Origin of the sequence: Neobacillus mesonae (genome assembly GCF_023715155.1) — a bacterium.
Lineage (GTDB): Bacteria > Bacillota > Bacilli > Bacillales > Cytobacillaceae > Neobacillus > Neobacillus mesonae_A.
Map to the genome: position 1 here is coordinate 1 of NZ_JAMBNQ010000028.1, position 20409 is coordinate 20409.

Genomic DNA, 20409 nt, shown 5'->3' on the forward strand with positions numbered 1-20409 from the left:
ATTTAGGTTAAACTGTACTTGAGTCATTTTATTCCTCTTTTCATTGTTTATCGTGGTTGAAAACAGTGTTGCCAGGAATGAATAAAATGACTCATTTTTTTTTACACAATTATACGGACTTTATCTTTCATCACGCTTATGATGGACAGGTTTCCTTGGTTTGTCGGTCATTTTGTCCTTCATCACACTTATGAACTACAGATTTCCTTGGCTCCCAGGTCATTTTGTCTTTCATCACACTTATGTAAGACAGATTTCCTTGGTTCCCAGGTGATTTTGTCTTTCATCGCACTTATGAAAGACTGGTTTCCTTGGTTGCCAGTCATTTTGTCTTTCATCACGCTTATGATGGACAGGTTTCCTTGGTTTGTCGGTCATTTTGTCCTTCATCACACTTATGAAATACAGATTTCCTTGGCTCCCAGGTCATTTTGTCTTTCATCACACTTATGTAAGACAGATTTCCTTGGCTCGCCGGTCATTTTGTCTTTCATCACGCTTATGATGGACTGGTTTCCTTGGTTCCCAGGTGATTTTGTCTTTCATCACACTTATGTAAGACAGATTTCCTAGTTTGCCGGTCATTTTGTCTTTCATCTTGCTTATGTAAGACAGATTTCCTTGGTTCACTTCAATTTTGTCTTTCATCACACCTATGAAAGACTGGTCTCCTTGGTTCCCAGGTGATTTTGTCTTTCATCACACTTATGTAAGACAGATTTCCTGAGTTCCACGATGATTTTGTCTTTCATCACGCCAATTAAGGACTGGTCTCCACGGTACCCCGAATATTTTATCTTTAATACCCTGCAAGTTTGCCCTCTATCCGTTAATACGAATCTAACCTATCTTCCAAGTGTAGATATAATACTTTCCGCCACCGTTTGCCAGATGGCTGGATCGGTTTGGTATCTTTTAGCAAGATTTTTGTACATGGCCAGCTGCTTTTCTTGGAAATCTGCAGCCTCCTTATCCGGTAATGCTGACCTCTCCTTTTCTACAAGAGCTTGTATTTCCGGTGCTCTTGGCCCCCACTTGGCGACTTCATTGCCTTCCTGATTTATAAAAACAAAGATTGGAATGGATCTGGCAGTGCCATTCGTTAAATATTGGTCCATTAATTCAAGATTAGAATCCCTTAGCAGAAATCGAACCTCGATGTCGGCTGCTTCAGCCACGCGAAGTAAAACGGGATTATTTACCAGGGCATCCCCGCACCAATCTTCGGACAACACAATTGCCCTTAATTTTTCCGGTCTTAGCCCCTCTAACTTCCTTCGGTCCTCTTCTTTTAATGTAAAACGCTCATAAATAGAGAGTGTCTCCTCCTTATTCTTTGTCATGGCATTTATGTACTCGTCTGCAGTCATTCCCTTTTGAAACCATTCATTTAATCCCATCACCATTTCACTCCTTCCATTTCTTATATCATAATGGTTTCGCCTGATGATTATCAAAGCTGGTGCTTACAGTTTGTCCCAAAAACTATTTCTACAACATTTTTCACTATGGTAAAAAAGTAACCTTTTTCCCTAGAAATACATATTACTTATTGATAGAATATAAAATAAGAAGAAAGGTATTATACAAATTATTATTTGAATTTTGAGAAAAGGGGGAAGTTATTTGTCAGAACAAACTCTACAGCTTGTTTCGATTTTAATTTATATAGCCGGCATGCTCCTTATTGGTTGGTATTCGTATCATAAAACAAGCAATCTTACAGATTATATGCTTGGAGGACGGTCATTGGGGCCGGCAGTAACTGCCCTAAGTGCCGGGGCGGCTGATATGAGCGGATGGCTGTTGATGGGGCTCCCCGGAGCTATATATGTAAGCGGTTTAGCTGAAGGATGGATGGCTATTGGTTTAACAATAGGTGCCTATCTAAACTGGCTGCTGGTTGCCCCGCGCTTACGTTCCTATACCAAAGTTGCCAATGATTCTATTACTATTCCAAGCTATCTGGAAAATCGTTTTAAAGACAGGTCTAAGTTATTACGTATCGTTTCAGGTATTGTTATTCTCCTATTCTTTACCTTTTATGTTTCTTCCGGAATGGTTTCCGGTGCTGTCTTCTTTGAAAGCTCCTTTGGCACAAGTTATCATACAGGATTACTCATTGTTGCAGGTGTTGTGGTGGCATACACATTATTTGGAGGATTCCTTGCCGTCAGCTACACCGACTTTATTCAAGGCTTAATGATGTTAATCGCCCTTCTGCTGGTACCCGCAATAGGAATTTTTAAGACGGGAGGACCATCAGAAACATTTGATACCATTCGTGCAATTGATCCTACATTACTGGATATGTTCAAAGGCACAACCTTTATCGGCATTGTTTCAGCTGCTGCTTGGGGGCTTGGTTATTTTGGACAGCCGCATATAATTGTCCGCTTTATGGCCATTAAGACTGTAAAAGAAACAAAAAGTGCCCGCCGCATTGGGATGGGCTGGATGATTTTATCCTTAATCGGTACCATTTTTACAGCATTAATCGGTATTGCATATTTCCATAACAATACAGTTCATACTCTGAATAATCCAGAGGCCGTATTCATTTCACTGAGCCAAATTTTCTTCCATCCACTGTTTGCGGGATTTGCTTTAGCCGCAATACTTGCTGCCATCATGAGTACGATTTCATCACAGTTAATCGTAACCTCCAGTGCACTTGTTGAGGATTTATATAAAGTTGTGATGAACAAAAATGCCACCGATCGCAGCCTTGTTTTCTTAGGAAGGATGGCCGTGCTAATCGTAGCTATAGTAGCTGCTGCACTTGCCTTTAAGCAGGATAATACCATTTTAAGCCTAGTTGCTTATGCGTGGGCAGGCTTTGGAGCTTCCTTCGGGCCGATTATTCTCTTAAGTTTATTCTGGAAAAAAACTACGAACTGGGGCGCTCTAGCAGGAATGATTGTCGGAGCTGTTACCGTAATCATATGGAAAAACGCCGACCTCGGAAAAGTCTTTTTCGGAGAATCCTTATATGAAATCATTCCAGGCTTTATCCTTAACTTGATTGTGGCTTTTCTTATAAGTTTAATTACTTATAAGAAGAATGATGCAATTGAAAAGGAATTTAATGAAAGTATCCGTTTATTAAAAGAAGAACGCTAATGAAGCAATACCCGAACAGGACTAATCAGCCTGTCCGGGTATTTTTTTACAAAAATTACGATAATTTCTCAAGTTGATTACGGATTTTCTGCTTTTTCGACAAAAACTCCCCCTAACATCATTTATCCAAACGTTTGATTAAAACAACTCTAAATATGAATCTCTCAATGATTTGTTCATTTTATACAGATGTAAACTGTCGATTTCAGGCGGTGAACTGACAATATAACCTCTATAACCCCATTTTTCAACAGCAGCAATGTTATGCAAACGTTTATTTAACCAGCTGTTTTTCCCCTCTACATTAAGCTTTTGAACACAAAACTGTATCGAGGATTGTCACAATTTGAATTTCAATTAAACGTTTGATTAAATCAACAAGAAAGCTTGTCCTTCTCAGGTTTTAGTAATGAATTACTGCAGAACTTTGTCGTCATATGCTCTAAATTATTTTAATCATTTTAAAAACTTGTAGAATGACAGCCTTCTATGGGATATCCCCCATCCTTCGACAAGTTATCTTATATTCCCTTATCAAACAAACGTTTAATTGAAAACATAACAATCCCCTGCTGTTAAAGGAACTTTACCCAGGAAATAATGAAAAGGATGTCGAAAACTGATTCGACATCCTCAAAAAAAAAGCTGGCAGAAACATCATTCTGCCAGCAACTCGTATTACCTTTTTTGTAATTCTTGCTGTAATAATTTGTTAACTACTTGCGGATTAGCTTTACCCTTTGTGGCCTTCATGACTTGTCCAACAAGAGAACCGGCTGCTTTCGCTTTACCGCCTTTGAAGTCCTCTACCGATTTCGGGTTCGCATCAAGAACCTCGGAAATAATTTTAAGAAGCGTGCTTTCATCGGAAATTTGCACAAGTCCTTTTTCTTTTACAATCGTCTCGGCATCGCCGCCGTTTTCAATTAATTCTTTAAACACTGTCTTAGCAATCTTCGAAGAAATGGTGCCATTCTCAATCAATTTGATCATGCTGGCAAGGCCTTCCGGTGTTAAGGCAACCTGATTCAATTCTTTTCCTTCTGCATTTAAATAACCCGAAACTTCACCCATAATCCAGTTGGATGCCTGTTTTGCATCAGCCCCCGCCTTAACAGCAGCTTCGAAGAAATCAGCCGTTTCTTTTGTCACTGTCAATACTTTGGCATCGTAAGCCGGCAGTCCCAGCTCTTCCACATAACGTTTTTGGCGTTCATCCGGCAGCTCAGGAATCTCGGAACGGATTCGAGCCTTCCAGTCCTCGTCAATATAAAGTTCAAGCAAATCTGGTTCAGGGAAGTAACGATAATCATCTGATCCTTCCTTCACCCTCATTAGAATGGTTGAACCTGTAGCCTCATCAAAGCGGCGTGTCTCCTGCTCAATTTTGCCTCCTGAAGAGACAACCTCTCTTTGACGTTTCTCTTCATATTCGAGGCCTTTTCGAACAAAATTGAACGAATTTAGGTTCTTTAATTCGGTTTTTGTCCCAAACTCTTTTTGTCCCACAGGACGAATGGAAATATTCGCATCACAACGGAGTGAGCCTTCCTCCATCTTACAGTCAGATACACCCGTATATTGAACAATCGACTTTAATTTTTCCAAATAAGCATAAGCTTCGTTTGGTGTCCGGATGTCTGGCTCAGATACGATCTCAATTAGCGGTGTTCCCTGGCGGTTAATATCCACCAATGAATACCCCTTTTCATGGTTCAACTTACCTGCATCTTCTTCTAAATGAATACGGGTAATGCCGATTTTTTTCGTGTAGCCATCTACCTCGATTTCAATCCAGCCATGTTCGCCGATTGGCTGATCAAATTGAGAGATTTGATATGCCTTCGGATTATCCGGGTAAAAATAGTTTTTACGGTCAAATTTCGTATGTGTCGCAATTTCGCAGTTTAATGCCATTGCGGCCTTCATGCCAAAGTCAACCACTTTCCTATTTAAAACTGGAAGTACTCCTGGATATCCTAGATCAATGACACTTGTATTCGTATTTGGTTCAGCACCGAAATGGTTCGGGCTGGATGAGAAAATTTTTGAGTCGGTTTTTAATTCTACGTGGACTTCAAGTCCGATTACTGTTTCAAATTCCATTATGTTTCACCCCCTACAATTGCGGCTTCTGATTATGGTAGTCTGTTGCCTGTTCAAACGCATGTGCGACGCGGTAAATGGTCGCTTCATCAAAATGCTTGCCGATAATCTGCAAGCCCAGCGGAAGCCCGCTATCAAAACCACATGGAACAGAAATCCCTGGTACACCGGCAAGGTTTACTGGAATAGTTAAAATATCATTCGCATACATTGTCATTGGATCATCAATGTTCTCGCCAATTTTGAATGCTGGAGTCGGCGTGGTTGGCCCGACAATCACATCATATTTTTCAAATACGTTTTCAAAATCTTGTTTAATCAAAGTCCGGACTTTTTGTGCCTTTTTATAATAGGCATCATAATAACCTGAACTTAAGGCAAATGTTCCAAGCATAATGCGGCGCTTAACTTCATCGCCAAAGCCTTCTGCTCTCGTATTTTTATATAAATCTAATAAGTTGTCAGCATTGGGTGTTCTGTATCCGTAACGTACGCCATCAAAACGTGCAAGGTTTGCTGACGCTTCTGATGAGGATAGCAGGTAATAAGCAGCGAGCGCATATTTTGAGTGCGGCAGTGATACCTCTTCCCAAACAGCACCAAGGCCTTCCAGCACCTTTAATGCATCTAGTACTGACTGGCGGACGGATTCGCTGACACCTTCCCCAAGATATTCCTTTGGTACAGCAATTTTTAAACCCTTTACATCACCTGTTAAGCTGCCCGGGAAATTAGGTACATCCACATTGGCTGAAGTTGAGTCCATTGGGTCTAGACCGGAAATAGCCTGCAGCAGATAAGCATTATCTTCAACAGTTCTCGTAATTGGTCCGATTTGGTCAAGAGATGATGCAAATGCTACAAGACCAAAACGAGAAACGCGGCCATATGTTGGTTTCAAGCCGACAACACCACAAAAAGCAGCTGGCTGACGAATGGAACCTCCTGTATCGGAACCAAGTGAAAATAAGACTTCCCCTGCGGCAACAGATGCGGCTGAACCGCCTGAGGATCCGCCTGGCACCCTGTCCAAATTCCATGGGTTATGTGTCTTTTTGAAACCAGAATTTTCATTGGATGATCCCATCGCAAACTCGTCCATATTTAATTTACCGATGGTCACTGTTTCTGCCTGGTTCAGCTTTTGTACAACAGCAGCATCGTAAATTGGATCAAAGTTTTCAAGAATTTTGCTGGCGCAAGTTGTCCTTAAATCCTTTGTGACAATATTGTCCTTCACACCGATAGGCATGCCAAACAGCAGCCCTTTCGCCGCATCGGTGCTTATTTTTTCATCAAGGGCTTTTGCTGTCTGCCGTGCCCGTTCTTCATCTAAAGTTAAAAATGCCTGTACCTTGCTCTCTACTTCTGTAATTCGTTTATACGATTCGTCTACAAGGTCAGATACTTTTAGCTCTTTTTTATGTAAAAGCTCATGAAGATCTGATACTTTATGATCAAATAAACTCACACTATTTCCCCCTACTCTGCTAAAATCGACGGTACTTTAAATTGTCCGTTCTTATGCTCTGGTGCATTCTTAAGTACAACTTCCTGCGGTAATCCCGGTTTTGGAATATCCTCACGCAAGACATTTTTCATATCAAGCACATGGTATGTAGGTTTAACATTTTCGGTATCTAGTTCATTTAGCTGTTCTGCAAACGTAATAATTTTATCAAGCTGCTTCGTAAATGTTTCAGCCTCTTCTTCTGTTATGGCAAGCCTTGCTAAATTGGCCACATGTTTTACCTGCTCTATTGAAATACGTGACATTACGGTCCCTCCGTTCCATTGATATTTTACTTTGATAATACCAAACTTTTTCGCTTTACCGCAATGATTCCTTCTTCAGTATGGACAAGTTCGTGATGTTTTAATTGAAGGTCAGTCCTTTTGAAAAAAACAATAGGAAATTAGAGAAAATATGGATGAATATGTAAGCGATAAGTTTTTGGAACCAGCCTGCTAACAATGGTAAAATAAAAGCCGAATCAGTACGAATATAAAAATCTATTATATGAAGATATCAAAGAGTAAGGAGAACCTAAAATGGCAGAACATATTTTTCATTTAAAAGCTAACTGGCCAGGCCTAAGGAACGATGTTGGTGAAATTGAAGCTGGAAATTTAAAAACAAAGATCTCCATCCCGCCGGAAATGGACGGACCTGGTGCCGGCACCAACCCAGACGAGATGCTGCTAGGGGCTGCTGCTACCTGTTATATCATCACACTTGCCGCAATGATGGAGCGCAGCAACCTTGAGAAAGAGAGCTTAACCATGGAATCAGATGCGGTAGTTGATGTGACCAACGGAGTGTTTACGTATAAAAAAATTACTCACCGGCCGCATATCATTTTAAAGGCAAATGCCGCTGAAAAGGATATTAAAATGGCGCAGCGTCTTGCTAAAAAGGCAGAAACCTCTTGTATGATCAGCAGGGCTGTTCAAGGAAACGTGGAAATTGAATTGCAGGCAAAAGTAGAAACAGCCGTTAACTAGTTTAGGAGAATCGCATGAAAAAACGAAAAAAGAAAAAATTTAAAACGTTTTTCGGTCTGTTTATCCTTTTCTGTGCCTTAGCAGCGATTCAAAATTACTTCCAGCACAAAACTCAGGAACCGCCGGTAATAGTTGACCCTTTTATGAAGGTAAAGGAATATCGGCCCCTGCTTGAAAGTGAGTTAGGAAAGTACAATCTTGAACAATACACGGATGTTCTGCTTGCATTAATGCAGCAAGAAAGCCGCGGACAGGGCGGCGATCCGATGCAGGCCTCCGAATCAGCGGGCCTGGCACGGAATACGATAAAGGACCCCAAGCAAAGTATTCAAGCAGGGGTAAAGCATTTTAAAGGTGTTCTATCTTATGGTAATCAGCAAAAGGTAGATTTCCCCACCATTATTCAGGCCTACAATATGGGCAGCGGGTATATCACCTTTGTTGCACAGCACGGCGGGAAGCACAGCGAGGAGCTGGCAAAACAATTTTCACGGATACAGGCAAAAAAGGAGCCAGATCTATATAATTGCAATGGCGATAAAAGCAATTTCCGCTATCCCTATTGCTATGGAGATTTTACCTACAGCACGAAGGTGTTGAAAAATATGCATTTGCTGGTAGACAGCATTCAGGTTAATGGGGATGACAAAAATAAAACCAGTGAGTTTTGAAAACAGCCACGGCAGCTATTTCGGCCGCTGACTGTTTTTTTGTATGGTTTCTTTCATTGAAAAGATTCGGCCTTGGGGAGGTCGACGGGGACCAAGTTACTCTGATGGTTTAAAAGAGTGTTGGCTGGGATTGTAGACCTTCCCTACGTTACTCTGGTGTTGCAATTTATAGCGGCTTAGGGCTCCGTAAACGGCTCCTGCGTTATTTTAAGGATTTATATTATTGTCCCTTGGGCACGTATATGGGCTTTATGTTACTGTGTTGGTTAGTTATTTTAGCTTTGGTTCGCAGGCGGCTCCTACTTTACGCTAAATGGTTTATCATGAAAAAAAGCGCACAATTCCAAGCTGGAATCACACGCCTTTACCAAATAATTTTGCAAAAAAGCCTTTTTTAGAAGCCTGCTGTATTTCCGGTGCCTTCATTGAAATAAAAATTTCATTCTTTTCAATGGCATAATCCATGGCTAACACCAGGCCGATGTTTGTATTCGATTCCTTATTTGTAACAATGGTATGCTTAATTTTATATTTAGCTGCCTTTTTTATATACTTTGATAGTTGGTCATAATTCAAATCCCCATTAAGGAAAAGATGTGCCTTTGGATATTCCTTCATATACTGCTCAACCTGCGGGTAAATCGTATCCTCCGCTACCTGTGCCTTCTTTAGGGCAACTACAATCCGTTCGCGCAGGGTCCCCAAATACTTTCGCCGTTCATCCGGCTTCGTTTCCAAGGCTCCATGGATTCCCTGCTGGAGAACCTCCTCAACGCTTGTTTTCTTCAATCCAATCAACTCCACAATAAGAACTACTATTACCTATGATTGGACCCAAAGGAATGTTCCATTATTTAGAAAATTTCGAGGTTATTCTTATGTAAACAGCTTTCATATTTTATTTTCGGTAATGGTAATTTACTTAGATTGACTCAATATGCCCTCTTTTTTTATTTTGGGGAAATCCAGCATGTCTGCTTGGACCGCAAATGCTCCTTTTTGAGTTTTTCGGGCAATCCGGCTTGTTTGCATTGACCGCGAACACTCCTTTTTTAGTTCTTCGGGCAATCCAGCTTATCTGCATTGACCGCGAATCCTCCCTTTGGAGCCTTTCGGGCAATCCAGCTTGTCTGCATTGACCGCGAACACTCCTTTTTGAGTTTTTCAGGCAATCCAGCTTGTCTGCATTGACCGCGAATCCTCCCTTTGGAGCCTTTCGGGCAATCCAGCTTATCTGCATTGACCGCGAATCCTCCCTTTGGAGCCTTTCGGGCAATCCAGCTTACCTCCATGGACCGCGAATCTTCTTTTTTGAGTTCTTCGGGCAATCCAGCTTGTCTGCATTGACCGCGAACACTTCTTTTTTAGTTCTTCGGGCAATCCAGCTTGTCTGCATTGACCGCGAACACTTCTTTTTTAGTTCTTCGGGCAATCCAGCTTGTCTGCATTGACCGCGAATCCTCCTTTTGAAGTTTTTCGGGCAATCCAGCTTACCTCCATGGACCGAGAATCCTCCCTTTGGAGCCTTTCGGGCAATCCAGCACATCGCCATAAGCCAAGAACATTTCTTTTTCATTCTGCTGGGCAACCAGGCCATCCCCCCATAAATGCAAAAAACTACGGAGCATCTAAGCATCCGTAGTTTTAACTTAATTACCTAATATCCTTCATAAAGGTCTGAATCCTTGGAGATAGAGCAAATAAAATAATCGAAAGAACGATTGCTACAACCCCAATTACTCCAAAGTAGGTCATTTGTGTTTCTGGAGTGTAGAATTTAACAATTTGTGCATTTAGTGCTTGTGCAGCCGCGTTTGATAACAGCCACATGCTCATCATTTGGGAAGAGAAGGCTGCCGGTGCCAATTTCGTTGTTGCAGACAAACCAACCGGAGACAAGCACAGTTCACCGATTACGACAATGAAGTAGCTAAGGACAAGCCATAATGGATTAACCAGTGCATGCGTACCGCCTAGCAAAGCAGGGACTAAAATAACGACGAATGATAAACCTGCAAATAAAAGGCCAAATCCAAATTTTACTGGAATCGTTGGCGCCTTTTTCCCCATTTTAACCCAAATCAAACCAATAATTGGTGCAAATACGACGATAAATAATGGGTTTAATGACTGGAACCATGAAGGATTAATATGAATTCCCGCAAAATCTAACTGTGTCCGTTTATCAGCAAATGCTGCAAGAATTGTTGATCCTTGTTCCTCGATAGACCAGAACATAACCGATGCCAAGAACAGCGGAATAAAAGCAATCAAGTGTGAGCGCTCTTCTTTCGTTGTTTTTGGGCTGCGGTACATATAAATAAAATAAATAGTTGGAATGACAAAACCGAGAATTCCGACAATATTAATAAAACTTTGGATGGTTAAAAGTCCTGCGTTAATGGCAATTGCTACAATTACAGCTATAATAACCGCTGCTAAGCCAAGTTTAGCAAATGTGCTTTTCCTTTCCTCTTGTGGTAAAGGATTATGAATAATTGAACCGGCAAGGCCAAGATTCTTTTTCCTAGTAAGAACATACGTAACTAATGCCAAGAACATCCCAATAGCGGCAATTCCAAAACCTAAATGGAAATTATAGTTCATTCCTATTGTTCCTACAACTAATGGAGATAGGAATGCACCCATGTTGGCACTCATGTAAAAAATACTGAAGCCGGCATCACGGCGGGCATCTTTAACATCGTACATTTCCCCTATAACGGCTGAAATGTTTGGTTTTAATAATCCGGTACCAAGGATAATCAGTATCATAGAAGCAAAGAACATGGTCATACTTCCCGGCACAGCTAAAGCGATATGACCGAACATAATAAGAATTCCGCCGTAAAAGATAGACTTAGATGAACCAATCAGTCTATCCGATACCCAGCCTCCGATAATACTAGACATATAAATCAATGCGCCATATACAGAAGCAATGGCAATAGCAGTCTGCTGATCAATTCCTAATCCGCCTTTTGAAACAGAATAATACATATAGTAAACAAGAATGGCTTTCATACCATAGTATGAAAATCTTTCCCAAAATTCTGTAAAGAATAACGTAAATAATCCTTTAGGATGGCCAAAAAAACCTTTTTGAGGAACGCTAGCCACAATTTTCTGTCTATTCGTGGTTTCTATCGGAACATTTTCTTCAATTTTCTGCTTTTTTATTGCTGACATTTTTTAATCCTCCAATCCTATATTAAAATAATATTTTAAACAGAGAAAGTTGTCAATTGTTAGTTTTTTCATGGTATAGTTATATTTTACCTCTAACTCAAATTATTTTAAAATAATGACTTATATAAATTTTTACACAAAAGGGGACCCCTTTCTCTATATAGAGAAAAGGGTCCCCTCTTGTCTGCAATATTATTTTGTATTTGTAAATTGCTCTTCTTCTGTTGAACCTTTAAGAGCAGTCGTTGATGATGTCCCTCCAGTGATAATCATGGATACTTGGTCAAAATATCCTGTACCCACTTCGCGTTGGTGACGTGTAGCTGAATAACCATACTGCTCGCTGGCAAACTCAGCCTGCTGCAATTCAGAGTAAGCTGCCATGCCGCGATCCTTATAACCGCGGGCAAGTTCAAACATGCTGTGATTAAGAGCATGGAATCCTGCAAGAGTAACGAATTGGAACTTGTATCCCATTTTGCCAAGCTCTCTTTGGAACTCCTCAATTGTTTTTTCGTCAAGTTTAGCTTTCCAATTGAAGGATGGCGAGCAGTTGTAAGCCAGCATTTTACCTGGGAATTTTTCATGAATAGCTTCTGCAAAGCGCCTTGCTTCCTCAATATTTGGTTCAGAAGTTTCACACCAAATCAAGTCAGCATATGGTGCATAAGCTAAGCCGCGTGAAATAGCCTGATCCAAGCCTGCTTTAGTCCGGAAAAATCCTTCTGGTGTACGCTCTCCTGTAATAAATGGTGCATCATACATATCGATATCACTTGTAATCAAATCAGCAGCATTAGCATCTGTCCGGGCAACTAAAACAGTTGGAACGCCCATTACGTCTGCTGCAAGCCGTGCAGCAATTAAATTGCGAACAGCAGTCTGTGTAGGAAGAAGAACTTTTCCGCCCAAGTGGCCGCATTTTTTCTCAGAAGAAAGCTGGTCTTCAAAGTGAACGCCGGCAGCACCTGCTTCAATCATACCTTTCATTAATTCAAAACAGTTCAGCTGTCCGCCAAATCCAGCTTCAGCGTCAGCTACAATTGGTGCAAACCAATCGATAGAGTCGTCCCCTTCAGTATGAGTAATTTGGTCAGCACGCTGAAGCGCCTGATTAATCCGTTTCACAACAGATGGGACACTGTTTGCAGGGTACAAGCTTTGGTCAGGATACATTTGTCCTGCAAGGTTCGCATCAGCAGCAACCTGCCATCCGCTCAAGTAGATGGCTTTTAAGCCTGCTTTTACCTGCTGTACTGCTTGGTTTCCTGTCAATGCACCAAGGGCATTGATATAATCTTCCTCATTGATTAGTTTCCAAAGCTTTTCAGAGCCTTTACGTGCCAAAGTATACTCGATATCCAGCGAACCGCGCAGCTTGATTACTTCCTCAGCAGTGTATGGTCTTGTAATCCCCTTCCAGCGTGCATCCATTTCCCAGCTTTCTTGTAATTTAGTTACTCTTTCATTTGTCATATTAAATTCCTCCTATTAAACTATTATTTTTTTATTTAAATTTTTTATAATTGCTCATAACCAGGCAGTGTTAAGAAATCAACAAACTCATCATTCAAAATTAGGCTGTCAAACAACTTCACCGCTTCGTCAAACCGGCTGTCGGCATAGGAAATATCACCGATTTCCCGCTTGATTTTTTCCAGTTCCTCCTGTTTCAGTTCTTCATACAGTTCCGCTGTTACTTTCCGGCCGTCACTCAAGACTCCTTTAGGGTGACGAATCCATTGCCAAAGCTGGGCCCTTGAAATTTCAGCTGTTGCTGCATCTTCCATTAGATTATAGATTGGCGCCGCTCCCCTGCCGGATAACCATGAGGCCACATATTGAATCCCGACATTGATGTTCGTACGAACGCCTTCCTCCGTTATTGTTCCATTAGGTACTTCAAGCAAATCCCCAGCAGTAATAGTGATATTCTGCTGCTTAGATGTATGGATTTGGTTTGGCGTCGGCATTTCACGGTTGAAAACTTCCATTGCTACAGGAACAAGTCCCGGGTGGGCAACCCATGTCCCATCATGACCGTCACGTGCCTCGCGTTCTTTGTCTGCCTGCACCTTTTCGAACGCCCCTTCATTTGCCTGCGGGTTATTTTTAACTGGAATCTGTGCGGCCATCCCGCCGATTGCCGGTGCTTTGCGCCGGTGGCATGTTTGAATCGTCAGTAAAGAGTAGGAACGCATAAACGGTGCTGTCATCGTTACCTGTGAACGATCTGGTAAAATCACATTGTCTTGATTCCGCAGCTTTTTCAAATAGCTGAAGATATAATCCCATCTGCCGCAGTTTAGTCCTGCTGAATGTTCTTTCAGCTCATACAGGATTTCATCCATTTCAAATGCCGCCATAATGGTTTCAATCAAAACCGTTGCTTTGATTGTTCCTTGCGGGATTCCTAGCTTTTCCTGTGCAAAGGCAAACACATCATTCCAAAGCCTGGCCTCTAAATGGCTTTCCAGTTTTGGCAGGTAAAAGTAAGGACCTGACCCTCTTGCCAATAATTCCTTTGCATTATGGAAAAAATAAAGTCCGAAATCGAGAAAGCTTCCCGAAATTGGTTTTCCGTTTACTAACACATGTTTTTCTTCTAGGTGAAGTCCGCGTGGTCTTACGATCAGCACAGCTGTTTGTTCATTCAATTCATACCTTTTTCCATTTGGGCTCTCAAAGGAAATTGTCCGTCTTACTGCATCTCTTAAGTTGATTTGTCCCTCGACAACATTTTCCCATGTCGGTGACGTGGCATCTTCGAAGTCAGCCATGAATAATTTTGCGCCTGAATTCAGAGCGTTTATCACCATTTTCCTATCTGTTGGTCCAGTAATTTCTACGCGGCGGTCCTGCAGATCCTGCGGCAGGGGAGCAATTGTCCAGTCACCGCTTCGAATATGCTTTGTTTCAGGAAGGAATTGAGGCAGTTTTCCATTGTTAATTTCTTCCTGGCGTTTTTGTCTGAACTGTAACAGTTCGACTCGTCTTGATCCAAAGTTCTGTTCTAATTCTTCAATCAATTTTAACGCTTCAGGCGTCAAAACCTCTTCATACTGGGCTTTCAAAGTCCCAAGCACTTCAATACCACGTGTCTGCGTCGACATCAACTTATCACCTCTTTGTTATAATACAGTAACTGTCCTCGTTTTGTATTATATAACACAATTTTCGAAAAAGGAACCACTTTTCTGAAAATTTTTATAAAAATAGGTAAATTTTACTCCCCCTTCGGAAAAGAAGTCCATAAACTATCTAAAAAGACTGTAAGGGATTGATTTTGCTTGGGCTTACAAAAAAATAATTGTACTCCGGTCGTGATAGGTAATTGGTCTGAAATTTACAGTGGATCAAACTTTCATATTCAATGCGGGGAGCAGCTGTTATTGTATGAAGCAATAATATTTCCTTTGCCGACTTTGACAATAAGCGGATATCAAATAACTGGGGAAACGGCGTGTAAGGCTGTAGTGGTTTTTGAACAAGGAGATGGAACAATTATTGAGGAAAACTTCTCTTCTGTCGATGTGCAGATTGCCTTAAATATTATGATTCCTAATGTTAAGAGGGTTTTCGTTCGATGTGATTCCATAACTGGCGGTACTGGGTGCCGGGGTCATCTTTCTTTTTCATTATCATATTGTGGTTGCAGCGGGGGCTGTTGTACATGCAGTGGAGGGGAAAAAATTAAATTAGGCGAAAACTCACTAAATACAGGTTTTCTCATTCCTTGCGGGACTGAAACAGGACCTCTATTTAAGTCATATTTAACCTGCGCACCCACTGTCACCATTATCCCTTATATTTATCAAGATACACCCCAATGCAACGCCACACTCCTAATCCAGTTGGAAGACGGATCTTTGGTTGAAAGGGATATTACACCACCTTTCGTTGAAGGCATCTATAATAGTCCGCCCATTTTCACAGTAGAAGGAGTTAGAGAAATTAGAATCCGCTGTCAAGAGGGTGAGGGAACAGGCTGTGAGGTTATTCTTCACTTTGTGGTAAGTTATTGTTAATTTATAGACCAAAATCAAGAGGGAGATCCTTAAAAAGGGTCTCCCTGACTTTTAAACAATTTGCCTTTTTATTGCCGGCAAAAACCTCAACTGTGAAATAACTACAGGAACTAATACACCTGTTACAGCAGCAGGGATCGTTTCCCACAAGACTAAAGGTGGCGTAATCAATATTCCCCATTCGTAAATGGCGAATAAACTTAGGAAGTATATGAGGCTTCCAATAAGACCCGCCATCCAATTAATTTTTCGAAATAATAAATAAACTAAAGGAATGAAAAGGATGGTCATTGGCACATAGGAGGTTGGATAGTTAACCGCGAAAAAGACACCCTTAAAAATAAATCGAATGAAAATATATAAAGCTGCTCCCATTAAGGGAATAGTAAAGCTGCGGCATATCCTAATTGTAAACACGGTAAGCAGGCTGACCATTAACACTGAATAAATCGGATATATCCACTCTGGGATGCCGCCGAATATTTGTGATGCAGGGTCAGAAATCAATTCTAAAATTTCATGGGAAGCAATGGATTTCCCGTGAATGTACTGATCATAAGAAATTGCCCCGTTTTCCTGCTGCATATTCGGAAACAAGAAGCATTCTAAAAGAAACATCGCAAACCAGGTATGCATAGACATCCATGCAGGCTGTACATTCCTGGTATAATGATAATAACCGCGCCAAACACCAAAAATCATAACAGAAGTGCCAATATAATAAATAAAATGGGTCGGGCTCCAAGTTGTCAGGTCAATCCCGTAAGCAATATGATACGTAAAATCGAGCGGTATCCCGATTAAGAATAATACATACCCAATGGTAATTAAGTTTCTTGAAAAAGGGTCCATAAACTCTTGTTTCCGCCATTCTTTAAACAGCAAATATCCCCCAAGGACAAATCCAATAAAATTGACGATATGAGGAATCGAATATTCTTCAAATAAGTATTTAAAATGATAGGATGCATCCCATGCTGAACCGATAAATTTTAATAAAAACGCTATTACCCATAATCGGTAATATTTCATTCCTTCATCTCCTCTCCCGCTTTATCCCAGAAGGTCAAATGGGTCTCCGAAAATCGCTATAGCGATATAATTGATGACAATAGCTGCTGCAAACGTAATGCCCGATTTTCGTACGTCTTTTTGGGTGAACAGTTTATACATGAAAATAATTCCCGATGCTACAACAAAAACATTACAAACAAGACAAGTCCAAAGTGCTGATTCACTATGTTCTACAGCGGTAACATGAAATAAATACAATGGTATCAAATATTCTATACCTCCATTTGCAGGATAGAGCTAAGCGGCGTTCTCATTCCTCTTATTTTAAGTCGAAATTCCTAGGAAAATGTTTCTACTTTTTATATTATCATCAACACCTATAGATTGGATACTTTTTACAAAAATGTCCTTGAATGAAGTTTGGTTGAATAAGGTAAAGTATTGAAATGGAAAGAAATGAAATGATCCAGAAAAAATAGTTGCTTTTATTTATCGTGCAAAGATTTATCTTATTTTCCCCATATTTATCCGGAATATGAAGGTAACGGCCTTTTCCAGTTGGCGGTGAATATAAATTGACTAACGGAGGTTACACCTGTGAGCGGGGTTGACGGCAGCGTTGAACATCACCTGGCAGAAGATTTCAGAGCGGGGGCACCTGTGAAGCCTGTTACGCCCGATAAGAATCTGACAAAAACAGTCGATGGCAATGACCGGCCAAACATCACCTTCATGAAAATTTTCCCCGAAAAAGACATCTACAAAATCCTGGGGCCATTTCCAGCTTGAAGGCGGAGAATAAGAACATTATTGAAATCATCATTGCCAAGAAGCCTAATGGCCCGGTTGGAACGAAGAGTCAGGCGTTTGTATAAGAACATAATAAATTCGTCAACTTAGAGAGATCATTTGATGACTTGTGAAAACCACAGAAAGATGCCTATGAATCCCTCCGCGAACGGAGTACATAATACCTTCAGTTAGGAAACCGTTCATTTTTTCGAGGTTAAGTGCTGCTACTTATCAATCAGGGTGGTAACATGGGGAACTTTCATCACTGTTTTGGGGCGGGATTTTTCAATTTACAAGCTGGTATACACTAGAACCCATTTTAAAAAAGGAGAGATCCTAAAAACCTCCACTCATGTGAGAAGAGGTTTTTAGGATAAGGATTACTACAGTACAGATATTGTTTTCCTTGCTTGAACAGAGTAAGAGTCTTCCACAATATCATTGTTGTTTAATCCGCCATATACTGCTTAACAGAAAATCTGCCATCAACAAAATCTGCATCCCTTTTATAAATGATGACTCATCAGACGAAAATATGAAGCATCACTTACTACATCACTCGGTTTCTTTTCCACTTTAGTACTGTAAGATTATCCCCCCTGTACTTATCAATGTCATGAAAAGTTATTAAAATATGATACATACAAAGGATGAAAGAAATAGAATGAAAATCCCACCCCTGCCTCTAGAACTATCTATACAGAAACCTGGCACATTCTTTCTCATGCCGGGTATGTATTTTGTTCTGGAACTTTATGAATCACAATCCAGCGATTATAATAATCAATTAAAACTCCCATTCCAAACATGTAAAACATCGTGCCTATTCCAAGACCAATTACCTTGTGTTGAAAGACTATAATAAGAATGCTGATGGATAACGGAATTGATGTACAAAGAATATTTCCCAATGTATAATTCTTCATTAGCTTTCCAAAAGCCTTCAACAAATAATCAGACAGCAAATACACCGAGCTTGATTGAAAATATATACATATTGCGACTGCCATAAGGTTGAGCCCTATAAATAAATATATATAACGAATCCATATGTTTTCCGGGACATATAAAATGTGATGTAAGTACACAAACAGATCAATAAATATTCCAAAAACGAAGGTGAGAACCATACTTTTGATAATCATGGACACGGTAAATTTTACTTTCATTAAATAACTGAGTATAAATGAAAAGCAATTCAAAAAAATAATGCAGACACCAACAGAAATCGGTAATACCGACGCAAGATTTTCCCTAGCAGCTGCCCAGGGGGCACTTCCTAAGTTGGATATGATCATAAAACTATTTGCTAAGGCATTTAACGAAATAGAACAAACAAACCATAATAAGTTTACAGGTAGACTCCTCATCGTGACCTCCGATAGTTCACTGCATTTTATTTGTACATCCCCAATAGGTATACTCCCTATCAGCTATTGGGATAGTTTCCCTCTGATTTCCATAGTTGAGTACGCTTCTTTCCAAAATTTAACCTAAACATTAAAAAAACTTTGGTTAGAATAACTCGTCATAACAGTAAAAAGCCCCTTCCAAAAGAATAGTGAGAAGAGGTTTTTACCTATAAGATTAATACAGCGGCCATATTTTCCAATCCTAAGCCTCTCAAACTCCATGCAAGTATTAGCAGACTTAAGCAACAATAGAAACATTAACCGCCCAAGTTAATTTCACTTTTCGGTTTATATAAATATATGCATTTCTGCCATGAAAGATGGGTCATTAGACTAGCTGGTAAGTGCGAATTAGAGCATAACTATTGCCGAAAAAGGAGTATTCAGATTCCTATTACTTCATCTTTTTCTATAGTGATATCGTTTTATCTTCTTTTTGACCTGGACACTCTTCTTCCCTATAGAAGCAATTGGATGTTAAACCTTTAGGACAGTTAATCTAAAAGTCCAGCTGCTATTTCTAATTGTCTAAAACCATATATCGCTTACCTGGTGACCATATGCAATTGGATCTGTTGGATCAGTTCCCAGCTCCATAATGCCAGTTATCCATGCTTGACCAGCAATGGCAGGCACTACTGCATCTTTATGCCCAACTTTCGTATAATCAACAATACGACTTACGAACTTGGTTCCAGTAATCGATTGATTTTCAAATCTTTCCCCCTTTTGGATTCTCCCTTTTGCCGCCATTACGGCTAAACGGGCACTGGTACCTGTCCCGCATGGTGACCTATCAAGCCTTCCGTGCAGCACGACAGTACCATTTTTACTTACCAGTCCTGATTCACTCCGCTGAACAGAACCTTCAAAGATAATATTTGAAACATCACGAATCTTCTCATTTTCTGGATGAACTATTGTGAGTTGTTCATTCACTGCTCGTTTAATTTTCTGACCTGCCAAGCACATTTCGTGGGCCTCATCAGGGGAAATCCTGAACCCAAGTTTTTCAGCGTTAACATGAGCGAACATCATACCGCCATAGGAAGTGTCAACCGTTACTGTTCCAATTCCAGGCACTTCAATAGGTACATCGAGGTCAATAGCAAAGGCTGGTACATTCGTAAACTCGACTTGAGTCACCTTTCCGTTTTCACATGTACAATCCACACTAATTACCCCGCAAGGAGCATCAAGGACCAACTTAGTAACAGGCTCCCGCATTGGCAGTATTCCTGTCTCCAAAAGTACCGTGGCTACACACATCGTATTCGAACCAGACATAGGCGGGTATTCCGTACTTTCCAGAATGACAAAGCCCATATCAGCCTGTGGGTTACTAGGCGCCAATAGTATATTGGCGTTATGGAATGGGCCTCCACGAGGTTCAAACAATAACATTCGCCTAATTTCGTCCATATGCCTCTCTAGATACTCCTTTTTTTCAAACATACTTTCACCTGGAATATGCGGGATACCACCCACAACTACGTTTCCTACCTCCCCCCCTGCATGTGCACCCACTACACTAACTTTTCGTGACCACCTCATGAATAGAGCCTCCTT

Annotated in this window: 19 protein-coding genes and 1 pseudogene; 6 read left to right on the forward strand and 14 right to left on the reverse strand. The window is 40.6% G+C overall.

Annotated features, from left to right (window positions below):
- Positions 1-845: 845 nt before the first annotated feature.
- Positions 846-1400, reverse strand: a complete 555-nt coding sequence (locus M3183_RS18995; protein ID WP_251472144.1) for a thioredoxin family protein — start codon at positions 1398-1400, stop codon at positions 846-848.
- 226 nt (positions 1401-1626) lie between these two features.
- Between M3183_RS18995 and putP the strand changes: the two genes are divergently transcribed.
- The gene (gene putP, locus M3183_RS19000) at positions 1627-3123 is read left to right on the forward strand and encodes a sodium/proline symporter PutP (RefSeq protein WP_251472146.1); all 1497 of its coding nucleotides are present in this window, start codon (positions 1627-1629) and stop codon (positions 3121-3123) included.
- Between the two features lie 678 nt (positions 3124-3801).
- On the opposite strand, the gene gatB is transcribed toward putP, so the two are convergent.
- Genes gatB through gatC form a run of 3 tightly spaced genes read right to left on the reverse strand, consistent with a single transcriptional unit; the run spans position 3802 to position 7005 of the window.
- Positions 3802-5229, reverse strand: a complete 1428-nt coding sequence (gene gatB / locus M3183_RS19005; protein WP_251472147.1) for an Asp-tRNA(Asn)/Glu-tRNA(Gln) amidotransferase subunit GatB — start codon at positions 5227-5229, stop codon at positions 3802-3804.
- Between the two features lie 13 nt (positions 5230-5242).
- Positions 5243-6700, reverse strand: a complete 1458-nt coding sequence (gene gatA, locus M3183_RS19010) for an Asp-tRNA(Asn)/Glu-tRNA(Gln) amidotransferase subunit GatA (protein ID WP_251472148.1) — start codon at positions 6698-6700, stop codon at positions 5243-5245.
- A gap of 11 nt (positions 6701-6711) precedes the next feature.
- Positions 6712-7005, reverse strand: coding sequence for an Asp-tRNA(Asn)/Glu-tRNA(Gln) amidotransferase subunit GatC (gene gatC, locus M3183_RS19015; protein ID WP_251472149.1), 294 nt, complete (start codon positions 7003-7005; stop codon positions 6712-6714).
- A gap of 276 nt (positions 7006-7281) precedes the next feature.
- Between gatC and M3183_RS19020 the strand changes: the two genes are divergently transcribed.
- Positions 7282-7734: an OsmC family protein gene (locus M3183_RS19020; RefSeq protein ID WP_251472150.1), complete on the forward strand. Its 453-nt coding sequence runs from the start codon at positions 7282-7284 to the stop codon at positions 7732-7734.
- 14 nt (positions 7735-7748) lie between these two features.
- The gene (locus tag M3183_RS19025) at positions 7749-8405 is read left to right on the forward strand and encodes a lysozyme family protein (RefSeq protein WP_251472151.1); all 657 of its coding nucleotides are present in this window, start codon (positions 7749-7751) and stop codon (positions 8403-8405) included.
- A 354-nt stretch (positions 8406-8759) separates the two neighbouring features.
- On the opposite strand, the gene M3183_RS19030 is transcribed toward M3183_RS19025, so the two are convergent.
- The 6 genes from M3183_RS19030 to aceB all read right to left on the reverse strand — a co-directional run bounded on the left by M3183_RS19030 (position 8760) and on the right by aceB (position 14707).
- A complete protein-coding gene (locus M3183_RS19030) occupies positions 8760-9194 on the reverse strand; it encodes a YueI family protein (protein WP_251472153.1) in 435 nt (144 codons plus the stop codon).
- 263 nt (positions 9195-9457) lie between these two features.
- Positions 9458-9697, reverse strand: a complete 240-nt coding sequence (locus M3183_RS19035) for a hypothetical protein (protein ID WP_251472154.1) — start codon at positions 9695-9697, stop codon at positions 9458-9460.
- A complete protein-coding gene (locus M3183_RS19040) occupies positions 9688-9993 on the reverse strand; it encodes a hypothetical protein (RefSeq protein ID WP_251472156.1) in 306 nt (101 codons plus the stop codon). Before M3183_RS19040 ends, M3183_RS19035 begins: the two co-directional genes overlap by 10 nt.
- 65 nt (positions 9994-10058) lie before the next feature.
- A complete protein-coding gene (locus tag M3183_RS19045) occupies positions 10059-11594 on the reverse strand; it encodes a peptide MFS transporter (RefSeq protein ID WP_251472158.1) in 1536 nt (511 codons plus the stop codon).
- A 192-nt stretch (positions 11595-11786) separates the two neighbouring features.
- A complete protein-coding gene (gene aceA / locus M3183_RS19050; protein ID WP_251472160.1) occupies positions 11787-13070 on the reverse strand; it encodes an isocitrate lyase in 1284 nt (427 codons plus the stop codon).
- Positions 13071-13114: 44 nt separating this feature from the next.
- Positions 13115-14707 (reverse strand): malate synthase A, encoded by a 1593-nt coding sequence (gene aceB / locus M3183_RS19055; protein ID WP_251472162.1) that lies wholly within the window; start codon positions 14705-14707, stop codon positions 13115-13117.
- 279 nt (positions 14708-14986) lie between these two features.
- Here aceB and M3183_RS19060 point away from each other — a divergent pair, with 279 nt between their 5' ends.
- The gene (locus tag M3183_RS19060; protein WP_251472164.1) at positions 14987-15622 is read left to right on the forward strand and encodes a hypothetical protein; all 636 of its coding nucleotides are present in this window, start codon (positions 14987-14989) and stop codon (positions 15620-15622) included.
- A gap of 51 nt (positions 15623-15673) precedes the next feature.
- On the opposite strand, the gene M3183_RS19065 is transcribed toward M3183_RS19060, so the two are convergent.
- Both M3183_RS19065 and M3183_RS19070 read right to left on the reverse strand, forming a co-directional pair.
- Positions 15674-16654: a hypothetical protein gene (locus M3183_RS19065; RefSeq protein WP_251472166.1), complete on the reverse strand. Its 981-nt coding sequence runs from the start codon at positions 16652-16654 to the stop codon at positions 15674-15676.
- Positions 16655-16675: 21 nt separating this feature from the next.
- Positions 16676-16903: a hypothetical protein gene (locus M3183_RS19070; protein WP_251472168.1), complete on the reverse strand. Its 228-nt coding sequence runs from the start codon at positions 16901-16903 to the stop codon at positions 16676-16678.
- A gap of 330 nt (positions 16904-17233) precedes the next feature.
- Between M3183_RS19070 and M3183_RS19075 the strand changes: the two genes are divergently transcribed.
- Both M3183_RS19075 and M3183_RS19080 read left to right on the forward strand, forming a co-directional pair.
- Positions 17234-17425, forward strand: coding sequence for a hypothetical protein (locus M3183_RS19075; protein ID WP_251472170.1), 192 nt, complete (start codon positions 17234-17236; stop codon positions 17423-17425).
- A pseudogene (locus M3183_RS19080) lies at positions 17425-17511 on the forward strand (hypothetical protein); the annotation flags it as partial. The gene M3183_RS19075 and the pseudogene M3183_RS19080, both read left to right, overlap by 1 nt.
- A 639-nt stretch (positions 17512-18150) precedes the next feature.
- On the opposite strand, the gene M3183_RS19085 reads toward M3183_RS19080, so the two are convergent.
- Positions 18151-18798: a DUF6198 family protein gene (locus M3183_RS19085; protein ID WP_251472172.1), complete on the reverse strand. Its 648-nt coding sequence runs from the start codon at positions 18796-18798 to the stop codon at positions 18151-18153.
- A 570-nt stretch (positions 18799-19368) separates the two neighbouring features.
- Positions 19369-20394 carry a proline racemase family protein gene (locus tag M3183_RS19090; RefSeq protein ID WP_251472174.1) on the reverse strand — a complete coding sequence of 342 codons (1026 nt, stop codon included), beginning with the start codon at positions 20392-20394 and terminating at the stop codon, positions 19369-19371.
- Between the last annotated feature and the right edge of the window lie 15 nt (positions 20395-20409).